Origin of the sequence: Comamonas sp. lk, assembly GCF_900564145.1 — a bacterium.
Classification (GTDB): domain Bacteria; phylum Pseudomonadota; class Gammaproteobacteria; order Burkholderiales; family Burkholderiaceae_C; genus Comamonas.
The window spans coordinates 774,900-790,625 of sequence record NZ_UOOB01000001.1; the positions used below are offsets into that span (position 1 = coordinate 774,900).

Annotated in this window: 12 protein-coding genes; 6 read left to right on the forward strand and 6 right to left on the reverse strand. The window is 62.3% G+C overall.

All coding sequences use genetic code 11. From position 1 onward, the window contains the following. Window positions 1-40: 40 nt before the first annotated feature. Window positions 41-1,687, reverse strand: a complete 1,647-nt coding sequence (locus tag EAO39_RS03540) for a choline dehydrogenase (protein WP_120966181.1) — start codon at window positions 1,685-1,687, stop codon at window positions 41-43. Window positions 1,688-1,915: 228 nt separating this feature from the next. On the opposite strand from EAO39_RS03540, the gene EAO39_RS03545 reads away from it, so the two are divergent. From EAO39_RS03545 to EAO39_RS03555, 4 genes are all read left to right on the forward strand, one after another. After that, window positions 1,916-2,650 carry an IclR family transcriptional regulator gene (locus tag EAO39_RS03545; protein ID WP_240466887.1) on the forward strand — a complete coding sequence of 245 codons (735 nt, stop codon included), beginning with the start codon at window positions 1,916-1,918 and terminating at the stop codon, window positions 2,648-2,650. Window positions 2,651-2,739: 89 nt separating this feature from the next. Further along, window positions 2,740-2,919, forward strand: a complete 180-nt coding sequence (locus EAO39_RS22440) for a hypothetical protein (protein ID WP_162989476.1) — start codon at window positions 2,740-2,742, stop codon at window positions 2,917-2,919. Window positions 2,920-3,122: 203 nt separating this feature from the next. Next, window positions 3,123-7,208: a Pls/PosA family non-ribosomal peptide synthetase gene (locus tag EAO39_RS03550; protein ID WP_120966183.1), complete on the forward strand. Its 4,086-nt coding sequence runs from the start codon at window positions 3,123-3,125 to the stop codon at window positions 7,206-7,208. Beyond that, window positions 7,208-7,813 (forward strand): 4'-phosphopantetheinyl transferase superfamily protein, encoded by a 606-nt coding sequence (locus EAO39_RS03555; RefSeq protein WP_120966184.1) that lies wholly within the window; start codon window positions 7,208-7,210, stop codon window positions 7,811-7,813. The genes EAO39_RS03550 and EAO39_RS03555 overlap by 1 nt, the downstream gene beginning before the upstream one ends. 131 nt (window positions 7,814-7,944) lie before the next feature. On the opposite strand, the gene EAO39_RS03560 is transcribed toward EAO39_RS03555, so the two are convergent. The 4 genes from EAO39_RS03560 to EAO39_RS03580 form a co-directional block, all read right to left on the reverse strand. Beyond that, window positions 7,945-9,231 (reverse strand): TRAP transporter large permease, encoded by a 1,287-nt coding sequence (locus tag EAO39_RS03560; RefSeq protein ID WP_120966185.1) that lies wholly within the window; start codon window positions 9,229-9,231, stop codon window positions 7,945-7,947. Window positions 9,232-9,385: 154 nt separating this feature from the next. Further along, on the reverse strand, window positions 9,386-9,901 hold the full coding sequence (locus EAO39_RS03570) for a TRAP transporter small permease (protein WP_120966187.1): 516 nt from the start codon (window positions 9,899-9,901) through the stop codon (window positions 9,386-9,388). A gap of 186 nt (window positions 9,902-10,087) precedes the next feature. Beyond that, window positions 10,088-11,074, reverse strand: coding sequence for a TRAP transporter substrate-binding protein (locus EAO39_RS03575; RefSeq protein WP_120966188.1), 987 nt, complete (start codon window positions 11,072-11,074; stop codon window positions 10,088-10,090). A 161-nt stretch (window positions 11,075-11,235) separates the two neighbouring features. Beyond that, the gene (locus tag EAO39_RS03580) at window positions 11,236-12,141 is read right to left on the reverse strand and encodes a LysR substrate-binding domain-containing protein (protein WP_120966189.1); all 906 of its coding nucleotides are present in this window, start codon (window positions 12,139-12,141) and stop codon (window positions 11,236-11,238) included. A gap of 186 nt (window positions 12,142-12,327) precedes the next feature. On the opposite strand from EAO39_RS03580, the gene EAO39_RS03585 reads away from it, so the two are divergent. Then, window positions 12,328-13,323, forward strand: coding sequence for a tripartite tricarboxylate transporter substrate binding protein (locus EAO39_RS03585; RefSeq protein ID WP_120966190.1), 996 nt, complete (start codon window positions 12,328-12,330; stop codon window positions 13,321-13,323). A gap of 122 nt (window positions 13,324-13,445) precedes the next feature. Further along, a complete protein-coding gene (locus tag EAO39_RS03590; protein WP_120970637.1) occupies window positions 13,446-14,726 on the forward strand; it encodes a hypothetical protein in 1,281 nt (426 codons plus the stop codon). A 136-nt stretch (window positions 14,727-14,862) separates the two neighbouring features. Here the strand turns inward: EAO39_RS03590 and EAO39_RS03595 are convergent, their stop codons facing one another. Next, complete coding sequence (locus EAO39_RS03595; RefSeq protein ID WP_120970639.1) at window positions 14,863-15,663, reverse strand: HAD-IIB family hydrolase; 801 nt, start codon at window positions 15,661-15,663, stop codon at window positions 14,863-14,865. Window positions 15,664-15,726: the final 63 nt, after the last annotated feature.

A 15,726-nucleotide genomic window follows, 5' to 3' on the forward strand; every position in this document is an offset into this window, starting at 1 on the left:
GTCTCCTGGTGTCTTGTCGCGTGGTTTGAACTTTGAGCAGTCATGCGACTTGAAACTGCTTTGCGTCTTCCTGGATCAGATCGGCGGCTTTTTCGGCAATCATGACGACGGGTGCATTGGTGTTGCCGGAGACCAGCGTGGGCATGACCGAGCAGTCGACCACGCGCAAACCTTGAATGCCGTGCACGCGCAAGCGGGCATCGACTACGGACATGGGGTCGTGATTCGGCCCCATGCTGCAGGTGCCGCTGGGGTGAAAGATGGTGGCGCCGTTGTTACGGCAAAACTCCAGCAATTCCTCATCGCTTTGCGTAGGGGAGCCTGGCTTGACTTCGCGCTTGACATAAGGCGACATGGCCGCCGACTGTGCGATCTCTCTGGCCGCTCGAATGGCCGCCACATTGGTACGCTGATCGAGTTCCGTGCTCAAGTAATTGGGCTGCATCGATGGCGGTGCAAAAGGATCTCTGGAGCGGATACGCACATGGCCGCGTGATTCTGGGCGCAGCTGACACACCGACATGGTGAAGCCCGAGTAAGGGTGGACCTTGCCGCCGGCCATGTCCGCAGAAAGTGTGGACACATGAAACTGTATGTCTGGTGTGCTGGCGGCAGCGCTCCCGTCGGCATTCTTGAGGGCGCGCATGAAGCAGCCGCCCTGGTTGATGCCGACGGCCAGCGGGCCTGAGCGATGAAAAAGCCACTCTAGCCCCAGCTTGGTCGTGCCTATCCACGAGTTCAGCTGATCGTTGGTTGTGATAGGTTTGCTGCACTCGTAGCTCAGACGGATCTGCAAATGATCTTGCAGGTTTTCACCCACGCCCGGCAGGTCGTGCACGACAGGAATGTCCAGGCTTTGCAGCAGGGCGCGAGGCCCTATGCCTGACAGCTGCAAGAGCTGGGGCGACTGTATGGCGCCTGCGGACAATATGACTTCGGCATTGGCCAGGGCCTTGCGCATATTGCCGTTCTGGCGAAAGTTCACGCCTATGGCCCGTTTGCCGCGCATGACCAGGCCCGTGGCCATGGCGTCGGTTTCAATATGTAGATTGGGACGGTTGCGGGCCGGGCCCAGATAGCCCTTGGCAGTGCTGCAGCGCAGGCCTTTGCTCGTGGTGAGCTGGTAGTAGCCGGCACCTTCCTGCTGGCGCCCGTTGAAGTCGCTGGTGCGTGGCACGCCGATCTGCTGGGCTCCAGCGATAAAGGCTTCAATCAGCTCATGCTTGGCGCCAATGTCCGAGACCTTGAGCGGACCGGTTCCGCCATGGGACTCGACCGCTCCTCTTTCATTGCCTTCGGATTTGATGAAGTAGGGCAGCACGTCTTCATAAGACCAGCCAGGGTTGCCGAGGGCGGCCCAGTGATCGTAGTCCTGCGCCTGGCCTCGTACATAGATTAGGCCGTTGATGGAGCTGCTGCCGCCCAGGGTCTTGCCTCGAGGCCAATAGATCTTCCGTCCGTTCATATTGGGGTCGGGATCTGTTTCGAAACGCCAGTTGTATTGAGAGCTCCACATGGTCTTGCCATAGCCTATGGGCAGGTGGATCCAGAGAGAGCGATCGGGTGGCCCCGCTTCCAGCAGCAGGACTTTGTTGCGGGGATCTTCGGACAGGCGTGCAGCCAGAACGCAGCCGGCAGAGCCGGCACCGACGATGACGTAGTCATAGCTTTCGATTGCATTTGACATAGAAGATCTCCTTTGTTTTATCTAGAGGAACTGTTTGTTCCTTTTGATGGAACTCTATGTGTGAGCTCAAATGCTGTAATCAGCGCTTTCCCTTGCTCGTATAAGTACCAGGACGCCTGGGCTTTAACTGGCGTATTCGCGAGCTGTGCCATCATTCCCGTCATGCCTGTAGCTATTCCACAAAGTGCTTCTGATGTCGCATCGACATCTTTGGAAGACCCCAGTTCAATGTCGGACCGTGCACTTGCGGTGTTGGATTACGTGACCCAAAGCAGCGAGCCTCCAGGGCTGATGGAGATTGCCAATGCGCTGAGCTTTCCCAAGGCCACGGCTTCGCGTTTGTGCTCGGCTCTGGAGTCGCGGCAGTGGCTGACGCGGCATGAGGGGGACCGCAGTTTTTCGCCTGGGCCGCGTTTGCTCAGCCTGGCGGTGAGAGCATTGCAATGCGATCCACGCCATGCTTTGCGCCATGAGGTCTTGTCTCAGCTGGTGCAGGCGCTTGGCGAAACTTGCAACCTCACGGTGCTGGATGGAACGCGCGTGCGCTATCTGGACCGGGTCGAGACGCATTGGCCGCTGCGCATGCAGCTGGAAGCCGGCTCCCGGGTGCCTTTGCACGCGACTGCCAGTGGCAAGCTTTTCCTGGCACATATGGAGCCCCAGCGCCGCATGGCGGTGTTGGACAACCTGGTGCTGACGCCTTGCACGCCCCACACATTGCAGTCGGCTGCCGCTCTGGTCCAGCAGTGTCTGCACATTCAAGAGCATGGCTATGCCTGTGATCGCGAGGAGTTTATGCTGGGAATGATTGCCGTGGCCGTGCCGATCAAGGATGACAAAGGCCTGTGTCGTGCTGCGCTGGCGGTGCATGCACCGCAGGCACGCATGTCTCTGGAACAGGCGCTTACCGGCTTGCCGCACTTGCAGGCGGCTGCACAGCGCATGGGCAAGCTTTTGTTTTAGCCATAGCGCCGACCGGACGGAGCGCTTTGCGCAGAAAAAGTGCCGCCTCGATGGCGGCCCTTTGCATGGCTGATCCACTCAGAAGCTGATTGAGGAACTTACTGAAATCCCTGCATGTGCGCCAGCCAGATGGACAGGGCTGGAACAAAGGTCAGCAGGCACAGCACGATGAAGCGGCCAGCAAGAACAGCGGCATCTCGCGCGTCAGCGCAGTGATGGAAACGCGGGTGGCGACCGGGATGGCCGTCACCGGCGCGCGGATGCCGTGACCATGGCCGCACGCGCCAGAATGCCGGGCAGGACCGGCACGCACACGGGCAAGGTGCCGGCGCGGTCATGACGTTAAAAATAGCGTGGAGTGACTGAGCGGCTACACAGAAACTCCACGCTGCTCCGAATAATCGGAGGGCAGAAAAGAGCGGTGCCATGAGGTTCGGGTGCACGGTTGTACCTGGGGGTTACCGCTGAGACCATGTCTGAAGCGCTTGTCTTGCGTGGGCCTGAAAGGCCAGACCTGCTGTGCCACGAGGTGCTGGCGGATATCTTTGAAGCAACGGCTGCGGCTCATCCTGAGCAGATTGCTCTGATCGAGGGGCAGGGCGATCAGCTTCGGCAATGCAGCTATGCCCAGCTGGATGCCGATGCCAGCCGTGCCGCGCACCGGCTGATCCAGGCCGGCGTGCGCCCCGGCGACATGGTTGGTCTGTGGCTGCCGCGCGGTATTGAGCTGCTGACCCTGCAGCTGGCGATCACCAAGACCGGGGCAGCCTGGCTCCCCTTCGATGCCGAAACCCCTCCCGAACGCATCGCCACCTGCCTGGAGGATGCGCAGGCCAAGGCGCTATTGATAGCGGAGCGGCAATCGCATGCGATTCAAGCGCATGCAGGCATTTTGGCTCAGGTTTTCATCGACGCCGCTCTGCTGGCGCCGTTGCCGACAGGCACTGTGCCGCGCCGACGCGAAGGTGCGCTACCCAGTCACCCGGCCTATGTGATCTACACCAGCGGCTCCACCGGCAAGCCCAAGGGCATTGCCGTCACCCAGGGCAGCATCTGCCACTTTTTGCGCAGCGAGAATGTGCGGCTGGGCGTGCGTCAGAGCGACAAGGTCTACCAGGGCTTTTCGGTGGCCTTCGACATGTCGTTCGAGGAAATCTGGATCAGCTACCTCGTGGGCGCGTCGCTGTGGCTGGCGCCGCGCGAGATCGCCGGCGACCCCGAGGCCCTGCCGCGCGCGCTGATAGCGCAGCAGGTGACGGTGCTGCATGCCGTGCCCACCTTGCTGGCGCTGTTCGCGCAGGACGTACCGAATCTGCGCCTGATCAATCTCGGTGGCGAGATGTGCCCCGAATCGCTGGTGGCGCGCTGGGCCAACGGCTCGCGTCAGATGTTCAACACCTACGGGCCCACCGAGGCCACGGTATCGGCCAGCCTGGCCGAACTCCAGGCCGGCGCGCCGGTGACCATAGGCACGCCGCTGCCCAATTACGCACTGGTGGTGGTGCAGGTGATCGATGCCGACAGCTTTCCCGCCGGCACTGCGCCCACGCTGGTGGGTCTGCCGCAGGGCGAGGTCGGTGAGCTGTGCATCACCGGCCCCGGCGTGGCGGCCGGCTATTTGGGCCGCCCGGAGCTGACGGCCGAAAAATTCTTGGTCAATCCCTGGGCGAACGGCCCGCACGATACGCGCTTGTACCGTACCGGCGATCTGGCGCGCATCGACGAGCATGGCCAGATCCACTGCCTGGGCCGGGCCGACGACCAGATCAAGATCCGTGGTTTTCGCGTGGAACTGGGTGAGATCGAGGCCGTGCTGGCGCAGCAGCCTGGCGTGGGCACCACGGCCGTGCTCCTGCGCAAGGATGACGGTATTGACCAGTTGGTGGCTTTCTACGTGCCCGTCGAGCTTGCGGCGCCGCCCGCCCACGCTGTGCTGCGCAGCGCCCTCGCCGAGTGCTTGCCGCCCTATATGGTGCCCGCGCGCTTCGAGGCGCTGGCCGAGATGCCGCGCCTGACCTCGGGCAAGATCGACCGCAAGGCGCTCAAGGCCCAGCAGCTGTCCACTGCGGTGAACAGCTGCGACTCCGAAACGCCCGAAACCCCGGCCGAGGAAGTCTTGTTTGCCGCACTGGCGCAGCTGTTTCCGGGCCAGCCCCTGCGCCGGGCACTGGATTTTTTCAGCGACCTGGGCGGGCATTCGCTGTTCGCCGCGCGGCTGACCTCGCTGCTGCGCGCCGATGCGCGTTTTGCCCAGGCCACGGTGAGCACCATCTATCAGCAACGCAAGATCGGCGCGATTGCCGAGGCACTGCAAGCCGCCATGTCGGTTGGCGATGCCACCGTGCAGGAGCGGCCGTTCCGCATCCATTCCGCATGGCGGCGCTGGCGCTGTGGCGCGGCGCAGACGGCGGCGATTCCGCTGCTGGTGCTGATCAAGATGGCGCAGTGGCTGGCGCCGTTCTTCACCTACCACTTCTTCACCGGCGACGAGACCGACTCGGTGCCGTTTGCCGTGGCCATATCGGTGCTGGCGTTTGCGATCGCCACGCTGGCTGAGTTCGGCATTGCCTGGGTTGGGAAATGGCTGGTGGCCGGGCGCCTCAAGCCCGGGCGTTACCCGCTGTGGGGGCTGACGTATTTCCGTTGGTGGTTTGCCGACCGGCTGGTGGATGCGGTGCCGGTTTCCATGATCAGCGGCTCGTCGCTGCACCCGCTGTGGCTGCGCGCGCTGGGTGCGAAGGTAGGGCGCGAAACCAACCTCGGCTCAATGACGGTGCGTGTGCCGGAGCTGCTGAGCATTGGCGATGGCGTCAGCGTCGGCAATGCCGTCAGCCTGGAGAATGCCCGCGTCGAAGGCGGCGAGCTGGTGCTGGGGCACATAGCGATCGGTCACGAGGCCTGCATAGGCTCGTATGTGGTGATCGAGGGCAATACCCGTCTGGGCGACTGGGCGCACCTGGAAGGCCAGTCGGCCCTGGCCGACGGCATGGTGCAGCCCGCGCGCAGCATCTGGGCCGGCTCGCCTGCGCGGGCTGTGGGCGAGTTCGATCCCGCCAGCCTGAAGCCGCGCAAGACAGTGGGCCGGGTGCGCCGGGCCTGGGAGATGTGTGTCTTTCTGCTGGGCACTCTGCTGGTTGCCACGCTGTTCTTCATGCCGGTGTTTCCCACCTTCATGTTGATCGACGTGCTCGACGTGGACGCCATTTCGGTGCGGCCGCTGATCGAGGACGGCACCGTCAATGCGCTGGGCGCCTTTATCCTGCGCTTTTTCAAGTTCTTCTGGCTGGCACTTCCCGCCAGCGCGGTGCTGGTGGCTTGCACGGTGCTGGTGGCGGCGCTGGTGCGCTATCTGTTTTTGCCACGCACCCGGGCCGGCACCTGGTCGGTGCACAGCGGCCGCTACCTGGGCAAATGGTTGGTCAACCAGATTCAGGAGGCCAGTCTGGCCACGCTGCACGGTATCTACGCGACGGTGTACTCGTCCACCTGGTACCGGCTGCTGGGCGCCAAGGTGGGCAAGCAGACTGAACTCTCCACGGCGCTGGGTGTGGTGCCCGATATGTTGACGCTGGGCGACGAATGCTTTGTGGCCGACGCGGTGATGCTGGGCGACGAGCTCATCGATGGCGGCTGGATGACGGTCAAACCCACCGTGGTGTCGCGCCGCAGCTTCATCGGCAACGGCGCCTATGTGCCCGACGGTTCGACCATTCCCGAGAATGTGCTCATAGGCGTGATGACCGCCGTGCCGCGCAATGCCGACATGCAAAGCGGCGACACCTGGCTGGGCGCACCGGCCATCAACCTGCCGGCGCGCGAAGTGGCCCAGGGCTACCCCGATTACCTGACCTTTGCGCCCTCGCCCTGGCGGCGTCTGGGGCGAGGTCTGGTCGAGGCCGTGCGCATCGCCGCGCCGCACGCGTTGGTGATCGCCGTAGGCTATGCCATCGTGCTCGACGCGATGCCGCTGGCGTCAGACGAGCGCTGGGGTGCGGTGGTGCTGGACCTGGCCGTGGCTGGCGTGATCTTTGGCATGCTCGCCTTCTTTGCGGTGGCGCTGTTCAAATGGCTGCTCGTGGGGCGCTACGGCAAAAAAGCCATGCCCATGTGGACGCCCTTTGTCTGGCTCTCCGAGGCTACGACCAATATGTACGAGGGCATTGCCGTGCCCAACTTTCTGCGCTATCTGCGCGGAACGCCCTGGCTGCCGCTGGCCCTGAACCTGATGGGCAGCAAGATTGCCCCCAGCGCTTGGCTGGACACCACCGATATCACCGAGCACGATTGCGTCACCGTCGGCGCGCACAGCGAGCTCAATGCGCTTTGCTGCCCGCAGACCCATCTCTTCGAAGACCGGGTGATGAAGATCGACCATGTGCTCATCGGCAGCCGTGTGACCATGGGCGCACGCTGCACCGTGCTGTATAGCGCCAGGGTGGGCGACGGTGTGCAACTGGGCCCGCTGACTCTGGTGATGAAGGGCGAAACCCTACCCGCGCGCACCCGCTGGGAGGGTGCGCCCGCCGCACCGGTTCCGCACCGAGCCGGGCAGGGTTGATGCAGATCCAGTCTTGTGCCCTGGCTGGCGCACCGGATGACCATGCACCACGGGTATGGCTGGCGCAGGGCCTGGATGCCGCCGACCGTGAGCAGGCCCGCCTGCAGGCCCGCGCCGCGCTGTGCGCCTGCCTGGTGCCGGAGCTCGATTGCAGCGAAGACGAGCTGGGCATCAGCAATCTGCGCAACCAGGCGCCGCAGTTGTTGTGGCGCGGCAAGCCCTTGGCGTTGCCGCATTGTTCCATCAGCCATGCGCCGGGGCTGGCATTGCTGGCCAGGCATTGGCAGGGGCCGGTCGGTGTGGATATTCAGGCCTTGAACACTACCGCGCCGCGCCATGAGCTGGCTGCGGTGGCCAGGCTGTTCTTGGATCAGAAAGCGGCTCAAGCCTTGATCGATATTCCGCAAGAAGCTCATTTTTTAGAAGCTTTTGCGAATGCCTGGACACGGCACGAAGCACGCCTCAAATGCGCGGGCCTGGGCCTGGTGGAGTGGAGCGGGGCGCTGGAGATGCGGCTGGCAGGCATCGGCAGCGCGCCGCTGTTGTTGGCCCATGGCTATGCGGGGGCGGTGGCCTGGCGCAAGCCTGCAGGCATAAAGGCTTGATGCTCACCATCAAACCATGGGCAAGCAGGAGGGCTGACCTTGCTTGAAAATTTGCATGTCGGCTGCTGTCGTCGCACCTCATGAAAAATAAAGGCTGCCAGAGGCAGCCTTTAAAAGCACGAGTTCGGCGATTACTGGAAGCCCAGCGTGTGCGGCAGCCAGGTGGACAGGGCTGGAACAAAGGTCAGCAGGCACAGCACGATGAAGTGGGCCAGCAAGAACAGCGGCATCTCGCGCGTCAGCGCCGTGATGGAAACCCGGGTGGCGACCGAGGTGACGAACAGCAGGCCGCCGACGGGCGGTGTGATCATGCCCAGCGTGAGGTTGACGATCACCACCATGGCAAAGTGCGTGGGATCTATGCCCAGGTTGAAGGCAATGGGCGCCAGTATCGGCACCAGAATCATGACGCCCGGCAGCGGCTCCATGAAGATGCCAAAGACCAGCAGCAAGATGTTCACGGCGATCAGGAACATGGTGGGCGAAAGCTCCCAGCTGACGATCAGCTCGGACAGATACTGGGGAATGCCTTCCACCGTCAGCACCCAGGCGAAAGCGGCCGAGGTGGCCATCACCAGCAGCACGGATGCCGTGAGCATGGCCGAGCGCGCCAGAATGCCGGGCAGGGCCGACCATTGCAGCGTGCGGTAAATCCATTTGCCGCAGATCAGCGCATAGAACACGGCAACCACCGAGGCTTCGGTGGGCGTGAAGATGCCAAAGCGGATGCCGACCACGATCAGCACGATCAGCATCAGCGCCGGAATGGCCTTGAAGCTGTTGACCCACATTTCACGGGCCGAGGGGCGGGGATCGGTCGAACGGTAGTCGCGCTTTTTGCACACCCACCAGTTGACGGCAGCCATGGCCAGCGCAATCAGGATGCCGGGAATGAAACCGGCCATGAACAGGCCGCCTACCGACACATTCTCATCTTGCAGCGCATAGATGATCATGCTGACGGAAGGAGGAATGATGGGGCCGACGATGGCGGTGCTGGCGGTGAGTGCTGCCGCATAGGGGCGGCTGTAGCCGGCCTTGTCCATCATCTTGACCATCATGGAGCCGGGGCCGGCGGCATCGGCCAGGGCCGAGCCGGAGATGCCCGAAAACAGCGTCAGCGACATGACGTTGGCATAGCCGAGGCCGCCACGCAGATGGCCCACGAACTGGGCCGCAAAACGCAGCAGCACGGCGGTGAGCGCACCGCCCGACATCAGCTCGGCGGCCAGGATGAAGAAGGGCACGGCCATCAGCGGAAAGCTGTCTATGCCGGTGAACATTTCCTTGAAGACGATGAGCTGTGGATAACGCCCACCGACAAACACGGCCAGTGCGGCCGAGATGGCCAGCGCAAAAGCCACCGGAAAGCCCAGCACCAGCAGGACGATGATGGCTACAAATAAAGTGATACCCATGATGTTTCAGTCGATCAATAGCTCATGACGTGTTGCATGAAACTGGCGTGCTCCAGGCGAGAGACACCGAGGAAGGGCCGCCCCGCACCGAAGGTGTCGTCTCCGTCCCGCGCAGCGAGAGAGGGGGAAGCGGCGAAGCTGCTCAGGGGGTGTTTCATATCGAGGCAGCTGCGTCGGCGTCCATTTCGTCGGACTCGGCAAAGTCGCCTGCCTTGATATAGCCACGGGCGATGAAGAGCAGATGGACAAACATCAGCAAAAAGCCCACCGGCATGGCCGCGTAGATATAGGAGATGGGGATGTCGGTTGCCGCCGTGGTCTGAAAGCGTGTGGCGTACACGTACTGCGACGAGGCCACGCTCATCACCAGGAAGAACACGCCCAGCCCCACGACCACAATGGCGCGGATGATTTGCGCGCTGCGCGTACCCACGCTGCGGTGCAGATTGTCAATCGCCACATGGCCGCCAAATCGCAGCACCAGGCCGGCGCCCAGGAAGGTGACCCAGATCATCATGTGACGGGCCACTTCTTCGGCCCAGACAATGGAGTCGCCCGTGGTGTAGCGCAAGATAACGTTGGCAAACACGATGCAGGCCATGGCCAGCAACAGCAAAATCAGCAGCCAGCGGTTGCAAGCCACCAGCGTGCGTTCAATACGATCAAGCATAGGAGGAGGGTGCGTGAGGCTATGGTTTGGCCATGCAGGTGCCGGCCAATGTCACGGAAATGAGGGCTGCGCCATCATGCGGCGTGGCTTGAATAAAACCATCCGTAATGACCGCAACAGCGGAGGGCAGGCATCAAGCAAAAAAGCCGGCAACCGATGGTGCCGGCTTTGCTTTGCATGGCCCGCTTACTTGGTGGCGGTAATCGAGTCCAGAGTCTTCTGGCCAAACTTCTTGGCGTACTCCTTGTACGCGGGCTCCAGCGCCGTGCGGAAGGCGGTTTGATCGACCTTCTCGACCACCTTCATGCCATTGGCCTTGGCTTCTTCAACGCCCTTCTTTTCCACGGCATCCACAAAGCCGCGCGAGGCCAGCGCGCCCTTCTTGGCGCCTTCGGTGAAGGCCGTCTTCTGCGCCGCATTGAGCGAGCCCCAGAACGAAGGCGAGACGATCAGCGCCATGGGGGCGTAGACGTGCGAAGTCAGCGTCAAATGCTTTTGCACCTGCCACAGCTTGGCGGACACCAGCACCGAGATGGGGTTCTCCTGACCGTCAATCGTGCCTTGCTGCAAGGCGCCGATCACTTCGGGCCAGGACATGGGCGTGGGCGATGCACCCAGCGTACGGAAAGCCGTGATGTGCACGGGGTTCTCGGTGACGCGGATCTTCAGGCCCTTGAGGTCGGGCACGCCGTTGACGGCATGCTTGTTGTTGGAGAGGTGGCGAAAGCCTTGCTCACCCCAGGCCAGAGCCACCAGGCCACGCTTCTGGAATTTGGCCAGCAAGTCCTGGCCGAAGGCGCCGTCCATCACCGCACGGGCGTGCTGGGTGTCGCGGAACAGGAAGGGGATGTCCACCACGCCCACATCGGGCACAAAGTTGCTCAGTGCGCCTGTGGAGACGATGGCCGCCTCCACGGTGCCCAGCTGCAGGCCTTCGATCAGTTCGCGCTCGCCACCCAGTGCAGAGGCCGGGAACTGCTTGAGCTTGTAGGCGCCGTTCGTGCCTTTTTCCACGCTTTCGGCCCAGGCGTTGGCTGCTGCACCGTAGTGGGAGTTCACTGCCAGGGCGTAGCCGATCTTGACTTCCTTGGCTTGGGCAAAAGCGGCACCGGCGGACATGGCTGCGGTGGCAGCCACGGCGGTGGCAACAAAAGTGCGACGAATCATGCGCATAGCAGTGCTCTCTCCCTGTGTGTCTTCTAGACAAAATGAATCCAAAGATTGTAGTGAGGGCCAAGCCCTTGGCCCCCCCCTGCAAGGGGGGCGTCATGTAAGGTGCGCGACATCGCGGTTGGCGATGGGAGCTCGCTCAGTCGCGGTGTCCGGCCCGGCTTTCAGACCGGCTTGAGCATGGCTGCCGATTGCTCGCGCAGCAGTGCGATTACATACTCGGCGCGCTCCGACGGCGCCTGATGATTGGGCAGGGCCAGCACCACGTCCACCGTGCAGCGCGGCAGAAAAGGGCGTATGCACAGGCCCTGGGCAAAGGTGGCCGCCACATAGGGATTGACCACGCCCAGGCCGGCGCCCTGCGCGGCCAGGCAGCAGATGGTGGCGGAGTAGGTGGTCTCTATGGTCGAGCGCGGCAGCACACCGTGGGCCTGCATGGTGTGCTGCAGCTGCAAAAAGATGTTGTCGTCGGCGTTCAGGGTCAGCAGCGGCTGGTCATGCAGATCCTTGACATGCAGGCTTTCGCGCTGGGCCAGAGGGTGATCGGGGCGCATGACGCAAACCGCCTGCGTGCCGTGCAGAACGCTGGCATTGAATTCCGGCGAGGCGATGGCCATGGTGCTGACCACCAGATCGAATCGTCCCAGCAGCAGGCCTTCGCGCAGATGTGTGGTACCCAGGGTCTGCAGACTCACATGGGTGCCGGGATAGCGCTGCAGAAAGCGGTGGACCACGGCCGGCAATACCGACAGGCCTAGCGCCGGGGTGCAGCCTATACGCAGAGCGCCCGCACCGGACTGGCGCAGGCCTTGCAGGTCGCGCTCTATGCGATCCAGGCCCACAAAGTGTTGCTGCACGGTGGCAAACAGTTCTATGGCTTCGGCTGTGGGGCGCAAGCGGCCTTTGTGCATGTCAAACAGCTTCAGGCCGGCACCGGCCTGCATCTGGGTCAGCAGGCGGCTGATGGAGGGTTGCGTGGTGTGCAGCAGCTGAGCGGCAGCCGTGGTCGTGCCGGTTTGCATGACGGCGCGAAAGGCTTCGATTTCACGAAAGTTCAAAGGACGGGACATAGGCGGGGCAGCTACCGCTGCATGGAGAACACACGGCTCAAAGGTATACCAATCTTGTATAGCTGCCGCTTAAAAATGAATTTTTCCGAGTAGGCGCGAATTTCTACACTGCAGTTCATTCACAAAAAAAGCAGGCGCTTGTCATCGGTTTCGCGAGACAGGCACCTCGATCCAAGGAGTTTGACTATGAACCGCTCTACAAGCCGCCGCCAACTGGGCCTGGCTGCCGTGGCCGCTCTCTTGCTGGCAGGCTCTGCAACCGCCTGGGCAGACGACGGCGCCTACCCCAACCCCTCGCGCCAGGTGCGCATCATCGTGCCCTTTACCGCCGGCGGCAGCTCCGATGTGCAGGCACGCATGCTGGCCGACAAGCTGGGTCGCATGTGGGGCCAGCCGGTGGTGGTGGAAAACAAGCCGGGCGCCGGCGGCCACCTGGGCGGCAAATACGTGGCCGACCAGCCCGCTGACGGCTATACGCTGATGGTGGGTTCCATCGGTCTGCACGCGGCTTACGGCGTGTACAAAAAACTGCCTTACGACCCGGCCAAGGAATTGCGCGTGGTCACCGTGCTGGCAGAGATGCCCCATGTGGTGGTGGCCACGCCCGGCCTGCCGGTGAAGAATCTGCAGGAGCTGACGGCCATGGCCAAGAAGGAGGCTGGCAGCATCAACTTCGGTTCGGCCGGTGTCGGCTCATCGGTGCACATGATGGGCGAGCTGTACAAGATGCAGTCCGGTGCACCGATTGTTCACGTGCCGTATCGCGGCAGCTCGGCAGCGCTCAATGATTTGCTGGGCGGTCAGATCCAGCTGATGTTCGAGAACCCGCCCACGGTGCTGGCCCATATCAAGGGCGGCAAGCTCAAGGCCCTGGCCGTGACCAGCAAGGAGCGCCTGGCCGCGTTGCCGGATGTACCCACCGCGCCCGAAGCCGGCATGAAGGACTATGTGGCCACCTCCTGGACCACGGTGGCGGTCTCTTCCAAGGTGCCGGAAGCGGTGGTGCAAAAAATCAGCGCCGATGTGCGCAAGGTGATCAACACGCCCGAGTTCCGCAAGGGATTGCAGGATCAGGGCATGAGCGCCGTTGCCAACTCCTTGCCCGATGCCCAGGCCTTTGTGGCCCGCGAAAAAAAGCGCTGGGACCATGTGATTGCCCAAGGCCAGATCACGGCCAACTGATTTGCGCCCTCCTGCTGACGGCGTGCACCAAGCACGACCGTCATGCATGAACCGCGTGTTTCGGCCGCAAGCCATTTGTTGGAGATTGCGGCTGCGTATTTTTGATTCTTGCAAGCATTGCCATGACGACATCTGCCCCTGACCAGTTCGTACCCTGCCGCCGCGTGGGTGACGGCAGCCAGCACCACTTTTTCGGCTACTACAACAAGTCCAACTGGGACAAGACCAATCGCCTGATCACTGGCCAGCGCACGCCCTGGATGGACCAGTATCTGACGCCCGAAGTCAAGGCCACGATCGGCTATTTCGATACCGAGAACGGCGACCGCTTTCATGCCGTGGGCGAAACCGGCGCCTGGAACTGGCAGATGGGCAGTCAGCTGCAATGGCTGGATGGCGCCCAGGGCCGCAAGCTGATCTACAACGACCGCACCGGCGACATGAGTGCCCGCTACCCCGGCTTTGGCGCCGTGGTGGTGGATGTGGATACGCAGGAGCGCCGCGTGCTGCCCATGCCCGTGTATGTGGTGGCGCCCAGCAGCGCCTGGGCACTGTCGGTCAACTATCGCCGCCTGTATGTGACGCACGAGACCATTGGCTACAGCGAAGCGGGCGGCCCGTTCGAGCTGACTCTGGCCCCTGCAGACGACGGTATCTGGCGCATGGACATCGCCAGCGGCGCAGCGCAGTTGCTGGTCAGCTACGGCGAGCTCAAGGCTTTTCATCACAAGGCGTCGATGGACAAGGCCATCCACTGGGTCAGCCACATCGAGATCAATCCCGCCTCCTCGCGCATTCTGTTCCTGCACCGCTGGACCGAGCGTGTCAAGGACGAGACCTGCTTTCTGCACCGTTTGATCACCATGAATCCCGACGGCTCGGACATGCGTCTGCTAGAGTGCTCGGACCATCCGTTGCCGCAGCTGGCCGATGATTTCGATCCCGCTGCCGTGGGTACTTTCGACTATGAAAAGTCCGAATACCAGATCTCGCACCCGCTGTGGCAGGACGACGCGCACATCATCGTCTGGGGGCCGCACGCCGGTGAGATCCACTACCACCTCTATCACGATGTAGAGGGTGGCGAAGTGCAGGTGATAGGCCGTGACGTGCTGGTGGAAAACGGTCATATGACCTTCTCGCCGGTGAGCACGCGCTGGATGCTCAGCGACACCTATCCTGACGACAAGACGCATGAGCGCTTTCTGTTCCTGTTCGACATGCAGACTGGCGAGCGCCGCAATCTGGGCAGCTTCTTTGCCAGCCCCGGTCTGAGCAAGGAAAACCGCTGCGATTTGCACCCGCGCTGGAGCCGCGACGGCAAGCAGGTGTGCATAGACTCGGTACACGAGAACCAGCGCCAGATGTATGTGCTGGACGTGTCCGCCATCGTCGGCGCTTGATTCTTCACGCCCATAGCAAAAGCCCGTTAGCCAATGGCTGCGGGCTTTTTTAATTTGAGAGCTGCGGGCGCTTTTATTTGATTGATTTCAGCATTAAAAATATCTGAAATCAATGATCTGCAAGCGCTATTAGCTCTTATTTTTGAGTAGCCAGAATGTGGTCTGCCAGCTGCACAAAGCCCTCGCCGCGTTCGGCTTGGGTCATATGGCGTGGCAGATGCTGCAGCTGGGGCACAAAGCGCTCGATATTGGCCACGCCCACGGACAGGGGCATGCTCTGGAACATCAGCTGGTCATTGGTGGAGTCGCCGATGTAGATCCACTGGTCCAGCGTGGCGTCGAGGTTGATGCCGAACAGCGCATCCACAATCCAGCGTGCGCCTTCGAGCTTGTTGTGCTCGCCAAACCAGCCGTTGATGTGGATGGAGCTGACAGTGGCATTCATGCCTGCCGCCTTCATGATGGCCACGCAGGCATCGATCTGGGCCTGGGGCATATGGGTGAACTCGCTGTGGTCCACCGCAATATCGCATTCGCGGCCGGCCGAGTCGGTGGCGCGGCTGGCGCCGGGCACCGTGGCTTCGATCTGCTCCAGCACTTGCTGCATCTTGGTAAAGTTGCTGGCGCGTTCCTCGCTGTCTTGTTGGTAGAGCTTGTCCAGTCCGCCTGTGCCATTGGGGCGCAAGGCCACGGCGCCGTTTTCGGCCACGATGGCATCCACGGGCCAGGCGCTGGCAAAAGGCACGCTCCAGCCCACGGGACGGCCGGTGATGGGCACGACCTTGAGACCCGCAGCCTTCAGGCGTGCAATGGCGGCCACCACGTGCTCGGGCACCACGCCGTCGGTGGTCAGGGTGTCGTCGATATCGGTCAGCACGCCCAGCAGGTTCGACGGAACCGTCAGTTCAGACAAGGGGCGCAGAAATTCGTTGCTCACAAAAAACTTTCTCAGTTTCACGCTGCTGAAACAGAGCGGCCCTTGCTCAGAGACATCGAGCAA

Excerpts from the sequence above, each read along its gene's own strand:
- EAO39_RS03540 (WP_120966181.1), bottom strand. The coding sequence starts at position 1,687 with ATGTCAAATGCAATCGAAAGCTATGACTACGTCATCGTCGGTGCCGGC.
- EAO39_RS03545 (WP_240466887.1), top strand. The coding sequence starts at position 1,916 with ATGTCGGACCGTGCACTTGCGGTGTTGGATTACGTGACCCAAAGCAGC.
- EAO39_RS03550 (WP_120966183.1), top strand. The coding sequence starts at position 3,123 with ATGTCTGAAGCGCTTGTCTTGCGTGGGCCTGAAAGGCCAGACCTGCTG.
- EAO39_RS03555 (WP_120966184.1), top strand. The coding sequence starts at position 7,208 with ATGCAGATCCAGTCTTGTGCCCTGGCTGGCGCACCGGATGACCATGCA.
- EAO39_RS03560 (WP_120966185.1), bottom strand. The coding sequence starts at position 9,231 with ATGGGTATCACTTTATTTGTAGCCATCATCGTCCTGCTGGTGCTGGGC.
- EAO39_RS03570 (WP_120966187.1), bottom strand. The coding sequence starts at position 9,901 with ATGCTTGATCGTATTGAACGCACGCTGGTGGCTTGCAACCGCTGGCTG.
- EAO39_RS03575 (WP_120966188.1), bottom strand. The coding sequence starts at position 11,074 with ATGCGCATGATTCGTCGCACTTTTGTTGCCACCGCCGTGGCTGCCACC.
- EAO39_RS03580 (WP_120966189.1), bottom strand. The coding sequence starts at position 12,141 with ATGTCCCGTCCTTTGAACTTTCGTGAAATCGAAGCCTTTCGCGCCGTC.
- EAO39_RS03585 (WP_120966190.1), top strand. The coding sequence starts at position 12,328 with ATGAACCGCTCTACAAGCCGCCGCCAACTGGGCCTGGCTGCCGTGGCC.
- EAO39_RS03590 (WP_120970637.1), top strand. The coding sequence starts at position 13,446 with ATGACGACATCTGCCCCTGACCAGTTCGTACCCTGCCGCCGCGTGGGT.